Consider the following 6,000-nt stretch of genomic DNA (forward strand, 5'->3'; position numbering starts at 1 on the left):
GGTGGCTCGATCACTGAATTGTTCAGTGATCGGGTTTAGTAGCCTGAGGGTTTATCCAAACAATGTGCACAAGTTTCATCGATCAGACATTGCGTCTGTGTTTGATGGTGGCTGTGCGCAGGGCACCTTCGGGTGCGCCGGCTTTGTTTGGATTCCCCGGTCTACTAACCTGCGCACAGCCGCCACCCTTATGTTTAGTAGCTAAAGGATGGTGGCCCTAAACAGGAATTCAAACATGCTCAAATCAGATTCAACCACGCTCTTCACCATTGCCCCCAACGCCAGCAACGAAACCCTCATCACCAACAGCTATGAAACCTTCACCAGCGTCAGCACCCTGCTGCTCGACCTGTCCGAAGACCTCAACGGCAAACACCGCGACATCGCCCTCGCCATCCACCAACTGAGCGAACTGGGCGTACTCCTCACCGCCAGACTCCTTGACCGCGAAGCGCCCTGCCCTGGCTGATGATCAGCTCTTCAACTCATTAGCCCGATGACTCGCCGCGTCGTTGTAGACCACATACAACGACTCGGCGAGTTGGCGCTTGATGGCTTTGGTGGATTCAGCCTCGGCACAAAGCCATCTGCGATGACGAGAGCGGCGACTGCTTTCGGCCCAGAGTGTGTAAATACTTAGCAGAAACGTGTGGCACTGAGGTAAAGCTAGTCTGTAGGGCTCAAACCGAAGGGATGCCGTCGAATGACGGGATATTCTAGAACCAGTGTGCGTGCATTTTCGAAAGAAATTCAGGGGTAATCGGCAGACTGGATGCTGAACCGATGACCGAGTCGATCCCGCACTTCGGACACAGAGCGGTGCTATCTAGATCAACCCACTCAGTGATTTCTGAGGGCGAAAACACACCTAAGCAGTAAAAACAGCCACAGTGATCGCTTCCTTCAATTTGAGTACGGTGATTTGTAGAAAATAGGTGCGCTGAAATCACATCCATGGGCAGGTCCTTAAGCTCCAAATTTACTAGCATTACTTTCTTGCATCAGAGTACATCAAGAGTCTTCCAACGTTGCTACGATTGCCCAAAGTGATAACGGAGGATTGCCTATGAAACGTTTCATCCAAGGTGACTATCGCGGACAAAGCACCCTGCTTCCCGAAGCCTTGACGACTACGTCAGTGATACCAATCCGGTTCGCGTAGTCGACGTCTTTGTCGACGAACTCGACTTAGTCAATTTGGGGTTTGATAGCGCTATTCCTGCTGATACAGGCCGACCTGGTTATCACCCTGCGATCCTGCTGAAGATCTACATCTACGGCTATCTCAACCGAATTCAGTCGAGCCGGCGCTTGGAGCGAGAAGCCCAGCGTAACGTTGAATTGATGTGGCTGACCGGGCGTTTGATTCCAATCGAAAAGGGGACGGATTTATTTTCCTAGAAATAAATCCGTCCCCTTTTCCACTCTTTTAGACAAGCAGAAACAAGTATTCAGCTTACTGTCTGTGAAGTGCAACCCGCGGCAGTCGGCCGCTGAGGCGCAGGCCGTCACGCATATTCAACCCCATTAATGCGAGATTGGTGGCCCCTGCGATCAGTTCGATTACCTGTACGAGGTAAAAACGCGTATCGAAGCTTCCCGCCGACGCCCATTGGTTAAGCACAATGGCGCACGGCATCAGAACCAGCAGGCCATTGGCGGCAATGAATGGCATACGTTTCTTCTTCAAAGCGACCAGTCGTCCTTGTCGTTTCCGACTCATTAGCACTCCACTTGCACCGGTCGCAATCATTGTCGGTACCAGTATCCAAAGCCCGGGACTCACGATCAGGTGCTTGAGTGAGGCTATCGAATGTCCGGATCCGATGAGCTCGACAAAAATAGTCGACAGAAAGAAGGTGGCGATGCAGATCAGTGCCAGCGTGCTGGAGATCAGATGTAATCGTCTAAGCATTTATCTAATACCGTCAGACAGTTGGTTAATACTCAGGCCGTGCAGATATTCGACACCGCTACCTTGGTGAACAGATGCGGCATGGCCAAGGCACTTGAGGGATACCGCGCCAAGGCATTGGTGAATTCTGGATGATTGAAAGCATCGCGAAACCGCTCTACCGATTCCCATACGGCGTAATTCAAGAACATGTTGCTGCCACCGATGGCCTGATGGAGCTGCGTGGAGATGAAACCGGCACGTTGTTTCATCCAGTTGGCATCCAGCTCCCATGCGCAAAGGAGGTCAGGTATATCGTCTGCGTCGACAGTGAAGAGGTTGATCAATACCACTGGAGCTTCGCTGCAATGCAGCTGCTGAGTGATGGGCACGATCGGATCAAGGGGGCGAATAGAAAGCATGGCGACCTCTATATTGTAATCATGATGACAATTTGGTTTTCAAGTTCCAAACCTACTGCGATTGACATCATGGTGTCAACGTGGAAGGATTCGCGCCATGAAAAAGACAAACTACACCCCCCCAGGACGCGCCATGAGCGATCTGGTTCTTGAGATCTTTCGAGCAAGTGCGCGTCTGCTTACTGCAGGCGATCGACTCGTCGCAGAGCTAGGTCTGACAAGCGCCCGCTGGCAACTACTGGGTACTATTGTGTACGCCGAACGAGCACAACCGGTTTCATGGATTGCTCGCGACATGGGGGCAAATCGGCAAAACGTTCAGCGGATCGTTAACGATCTGGTGAAGGATGGACTGCTGGAGTTTCAGCCGAACCCACACCACCGCAGGGCGCAGTTGGTTGTCCTGACTGACGCTGGAAGAGAAGCATTCGATCTGGCGATGAATCTTCAGACGCCCTGGATTAATGAGCTGGCGGAGGGGTTGGACATCGATGCTATCCAGACTACCCATCAGGTTCTAAACCACCTGCGCAATAGGCTTGAGGAAGACCAGGCCGACTGACCCGGCCAGCCCCGGCATAATCGAGCTTGTCAAAAGCTCAGGCAACAAAAGACCGGATCAGCTTGTAAACGGTGCTCACGGACGTCCGCTTCTGGTCGATATCAGCCGGTCACGAGGGGCAGCCCTCGGCCAAAGACAGGCATCCGGACAACCTGATTCCCAGGGTTAAACCCCCGGTATCTGATACACAACCGAATCATATTTCTCCGCCGCCCGCCTCTCGATAACAACTCCCCCCAAAGCTTCGGCAATACGTCGACTCGCACGATTCTGCGTCGCAACAGGGTAGATAAAGTACTTTGCCACCACCCACTGGCTAGCCCACTGAACAACCGCCCGCACCGCTTCACCACCAAACCCCAACCCATGTTTATCTTCACGGATCCAGATACCCAATTCCGGTGTTTCGCTGCCGGTATGGTGCAGCCCGACCAGGCCGGTAAAACGGGCATTCACCCGCTCTCTGATCGTAAACACAATGTCGCTGCCATCCGCTATCGCAGGCAGCCACCGCCCCCAAACGTGTGCGTACTCTTCCAGCGAGGCAGGCGGTTCCCAGGACATATAGCGAGTCAGAGACGGTGTGATACAAGGGAAAGAGTCAACAGCGTCCTGCTCACAGAAGGGCTCAATGCTCAGGCGTTGCGAGAGAATGCGGATTGCGTGGGTGTCCACTGGCATTGCAATTTCCTTCCTGGGGGCCGTTACTCCATGTATGCCGTGAACATACCATGCAGGTCGCCTCATCAGTATCAGGCTCTCTATACTGGGGCCCCAGGATGGTAGTTGGAGCACACAATATGCCCGTCGCACCCAATCAAAATTCCCCGATCATTTTGGTCCCAGTTCAACAAAGCGACTTGGATAATCTGGTAGCCATTCGAATTGAGGCCATGCGCGAAAGTCTGGAGCGTGTTGGGCGATTTGACCCAGTGCGTGCGCGGGAGCGGTTTCTTGGCGGCTTTGAAGCTCGCAATACACGCTATATCGAGGCAGCTGGAGAGCGGGTAGGTTTCGTAGTGGTCAAACATCACCCCAATGAGCTCTTGCTCGACCACTTGTATGTAAGGCCGAGCGCGCAAGGGTCAGGGGTAGGGTCTGCCGTTCTCGCTCAGGTTTTCAAAGAGGCGGATGCGGCTGCGCTTCCTTTAAAAGTGGGTGCTCTCAAAGAAAGCGCTTCGAATCGCTTTTATACCCGCCATGGCTTCCAGTTCATCGAAAGCAGTGAGTTCGACAATTATTATGTTCGTCAGCCTATTCCGGCGATTGGCCCTCATTCCGGAACCATGGACTGACTTGCACTAGCCCCTCAGTTCACCCGCCCGATTGCTCGCCGCGTCGTCATACGCCACGTACAGCGACTCTGCAATTTGGCTTTTGATCGCCTTGGTGGCCTCCAGCCCCAGCACAAAACCCTCGGCTTTACCGCCAGCGCGGTTAAGTTCTTCATGGGTGGAGGCGCCAGTAATAGCGTCAAGCAGCTTGGCGGCGTGGGGGCCGACGCCTTTGGGGAGGGAGATCTGGTCGATGGACATTATCGCTACCTTGAAAAATGGAGTTCGGGAGCGAGTGGAACCACTGCCGGGGCTGGCATGGTAGACCTGTTTGCCATGAAAGGGGTCGCTTTACGCGCAGCGGCGCTATTCTTTGCGGCTATGCAGTCAGATTGGGGAATTGATAAATCTGGAGGGGTTTATGGAGTATTGCGTTGAGGGCTACTGCCTTCGGCCATTGTGCAGCGATGATTTCGAGAAGGTCAGCCGTTACGAACGCGTCAACCGCAGGCATCTGCAACCCTGGGAGCCGCTCAGGGACGAGGAATACTTCACCACTGGCAACGCCAAGGCCAGGGTGGAGCAGCAGGTAAACAATATGCACGCTGGTAACGCTCTGTGTTTCCTCTTGCTTGAACCCAAGAGCGGAGAGGTTCTAGCGCGGTGTAACTACACGAACATTGTGAGGGGCGTTTTTCAGGCCTGTCATCTCGGCTTCTCGTTGGCGGAATCTGCCCAAGGCCGTGGCCTGATGAAAAAAACACTTCAGGTCACTAACCGTCATTGCTTTGAGCAGTTGGGTCTTCACCGGATCATGGCCAATCATTTACCCCGCAATGTGCGAAGTGAGCGCCTTCTGGAGTCGCTGGGGTTTGAAAAGGAAGGTTATGCGCGAGCCTATCTGAAGATTGCTGGCGTTTGGGAGGATCATACGTTGAGGTCGTTGATCAACCCTGAAGAATAAGCGCACCACCCACCCTACTCAGGAAAAAGCTGATGTCTACCGAGCCCCTCTGCCTGGTTTTTGTCCCCGCCCTTGCCGCCGTGCTGACGGCCGCCGAATCGAAAAAAGGCGCCCCGCTCAACGAAGTCGAAGTCTGCGATCTCCGCGACCAGGCCACTTGCATTGCGGTAACCTTCTCCACCGCGTTGGCGATGGAACAAGAACGGGGTTACCCGGATATCGTTGCCGAGGATTGCTGGAATGAGTGGCAACGCTTGCGTCCCGCACTTCAATCGCTCCCGCTCTGATCAGCATAGGTATCCAGACAACTCTGTAGCGCTCAACGGTAACCACGATGCGAAGCGAGCCGCTGTTGATCTTGATCTGCTTTTGATCTTGATCTTAGGCGCCCCGTTAAACCACGCTGGCCGGAATTCGACAGGGATTTGGGGGGTAAACCGGCAGGGATGCCGGCGGATTACGGGCACACCGAGCCTAGGCGAGGTGCCGAGTGGTGGGGCAAGAGCGTTTTGCTTACTTTGCCGCTTTTGCAAAGTGAGCCGCCGTCAGGGTGGAACCCTAAGTGGCCGTTACCGCAGGAATGGATATGTACTCGGTACAGCTGTGTCGCCTATAAGGCCGCCTTCGCGAGCAAGCCCGCTCCCACAGTTTGATTGCGGGGTGTCAGGTAGATTGGCGTCGGCTGGCAGGCCGCCATCGCAGGCAAGCCAGCTCCCACAGTTGGATCGCTGAGTGTCAGGTAGATTGGCGTGGGCTGGCAGGCCGTCATCGCAGGCAAGCCAGCTCCCACAGTTGGATCGTGGGGGTCAGGTAGATTGGCGTCGGCTGGCAGGCCGTCTTCGCAGCGATGCGGCGACCCGACAAGCCAGCTCCCACATTTGGAT

General features: G+C 54.4%; 9 protein-coding genes and 1 pseudogene. 6 read left to right on the plus strand and 4 right to left on the minus strand.

Features of this window, described 5'->3' with window-relative positions:
- Positions 1-235: 235 nt before the first annotated feature.
- Both E1K68_RS18615 and E1K68_RS18620 read left to right on the plus strand, forming a co-directional pair.
- Positions 236-469: a DUF6124 family protein gene (locus tag E1K68_RS18615; protein ID WP_122734552.1), complete on the plus strand. Its 234-nt coding sequence runs from the start codon at positions 236-238 to the stop codon at positions 467-469.
- A gap of 597 nt (positions 470-1,066) precedes the next feature.
- Positions 1,067-1,371 (plus strand): annotated as a pseudogene (locus E1K68_RS18620) (transposase); the annotation flags it as partial.
- Between the two features lie 85 nt (positions 1,372-1,456).
- Here E1K68_RS18620 and E1K68_RS18625 read toward each other — a convergent pair.
- Positions 1,457-1,915 carry a hypothetical protein gene (locus E1K68_RS18625; RefSeq protein WP_212614528.1) on the minus strand — a complete coding sequence of 153 codons (459 nt, stop codon included), beginning with the start codon at positions 1,913-1,915 and terminating at the stop codon, positions 1,457-1,459.
- A gap of 32 nt (positions 1,916-1,947) precedes the next feature.
- Entirely contained in the window at positions 1,948-2,316 is a 369-nt protein-coding gene (locus tag E1K68_RS18630) for an antibiotic biosynthesis monooxygenase family protein (protein WP_005789817.1), read from the minus strand.
- A gap of 97 nt (positions 2,317-2,413) precedes the next feature.
- Here E1K68_RS18630 and E1K68_RS18635 point away from each other — a divergent pair, with 97 nt between their 5' ends.
- Positions 2,414-2,878 (plus strand): MarR family winged helix-turn-helix transcriptional regulator, encoded by a 465-nt coding sequence (locus E1K68_RS18635; RefSeq protein WP_005789819.1) that lies wholly within the window; start codon positions 2,414-2,416, stop codon positions 2,876-2,878.
- A gap of 165 nt (positions 2,879-3,043) precedes the next feature.
- Here E1K68_RS18635 and E1K68_RS18640 read toward each other — a convergent pair whose 3' ends face one another.
- On the minus strand, positions 3,044-3,559 hold the full coding sequence (locus E1K68_RS18640) for a GNAT family N-acetyltransferase (RefSeq protein ID WP_212614529.1): 516 nt from the start codon (positions 3,557-3,559) through the stop codon (positions 3,044-3,046).
- 119 nt (positions 3,560-3,678) lie between these two features.
- Between E1K68_RS18640 and E1K68_RS18645 the strand changes: the two genes are divergently transcribed.
- The gene (locus E1K68_RS18645) at positions 3,679-4,173 is read left to right on the plus strand and encodes a GNAT family N-acetyltransferase (RefSeq protein ID WP_212614530.1); all 495 of its coding nucleotides are present in this window, start codon (positions 3,679-3,681) and stop codon (positions 4,171-4,173) included.
- A 6-nt stretch (positions 4,174-4,179) separates the two neighbouring features.
- Here the strand turns inward: E1K68_RS18645 and E1K68_RS18650 are convergent, their stop codons facing one another.
- Complete coding sequence (locus E1K68_RS18650; protein ID WP_212614531.1) at positions 4,180-4,413, minus strand: hypothetical protein; 234 nt, start codon at positions 4,411-4,413, stop codon at positions 4,180-4,182.
- 160 nt (positions 4,414-4,573) lie between these two features.
- Here E1K68_RS18650 and E1K68_RS18655 point away from each other — a divergent pair, with 160 nt between their 5' ends.
- Both E1K68_RS18655 and E1K68_RS18660 read left to right on the plus strand, forming a co-directional pair.
- Complete coding sequence (locus E1K68_RS18655; protein ID WP_212614532.1) at positions 4,574-5,116, plus strand: GNAT family N-acetyltransferase; 543 nt, start codon at positions 4,574-4,576, stop codon at positions 5,114-5,116.
- 32 nt (positions 5,117-5,148) lie between these two features.
- Positions 5,149-5,403: a hypothetical protein gene (locus tag E1K68_RS18660; protein WP_034136027.1), complete on the plus strand. Its 255-nt coding sequence runs from the start codon at positions 5,149-5,151 to the stop codon at positions 5,401-5,403.
- The last annotated feature ends 597 nt before the right edge of the window (positions 5,404-6,000 follow it).

The organism is Pseudomonas sp. B2021, from assembly GCF_018135665.1.
Lineage (GTDB): Bacteria > Pseudomonadota > Gammaproteobacteria > Pseudomonadales > Pseudomonadaceae > Aquipseudomonas > Aquipseudomonas lactis.

Bases quoted from the DNA above. Each gene is read 5' to 3' on its own strand.
- E1K68_RS18615 (WP_122734552.1), top strand. From the start codon at position 236: ATGCTCAAATCAGATTCAACCACGCTCTTCACCATTGCCCCCAACGCC.
- E1K68_RS18625 (WP_212614528.1), bottom strand. From the start codon at position 1,915: ATGCTTAGACGATTACATCTGATCTCCAGCACGCTGGCACTGATCTGC.
- E1K68_RS18630 (WP_005789817.1), bottom strand. From the start codon at position 2,316: ATGCTTTCTATTCGCCCCCTTGATCCGATCGTGCCCATCACTCAGCAG.
- E1K68_RS18635 (WP_005789819.1), top strand. From the start codon at position 2,414: ATGAAAAAGACAAACTACACCCCCCCAGGACGCGCCATGAGCGATCTG.
- E1K68_RS18640 (WP_212614529.1), bottom strand. From the start codon at position 3,559: ATGCCAGTGGACACCCACGCAATCCGCATTCTCTCGCAACGCCTGAGC.
- E1K68_RS18645 (WP_212614530.1), top strand. From the start codon at position 3,679: ATGCCCGTCGCACCCAATCAAAATTCCCCGATCATTTTGGTCCCAGTT.
- E1K68_RS18650 (WP_212614531.1), bottom strand. From the start codon at position 4,413: ATGTCCATCGACCAGATCTCCCTCCCCAAAGGCGTCGGCCCCCACGCC.
- E1K68_RS18655 (WP_212614532.1), top strand. From the start codon at position 4,574: ATGGAGTATTGCGTTGAGGGCTACTGCCTTCGGCCATTGTGCAGCGAT.
- E1K68_RS18660 (WP_034136027.1), top strand. From the start codon at position 5,149: ATGTCTACCGAGCCCCTCTGCCTGGTTTTTGTCCCCGCCCTTGCCGCC.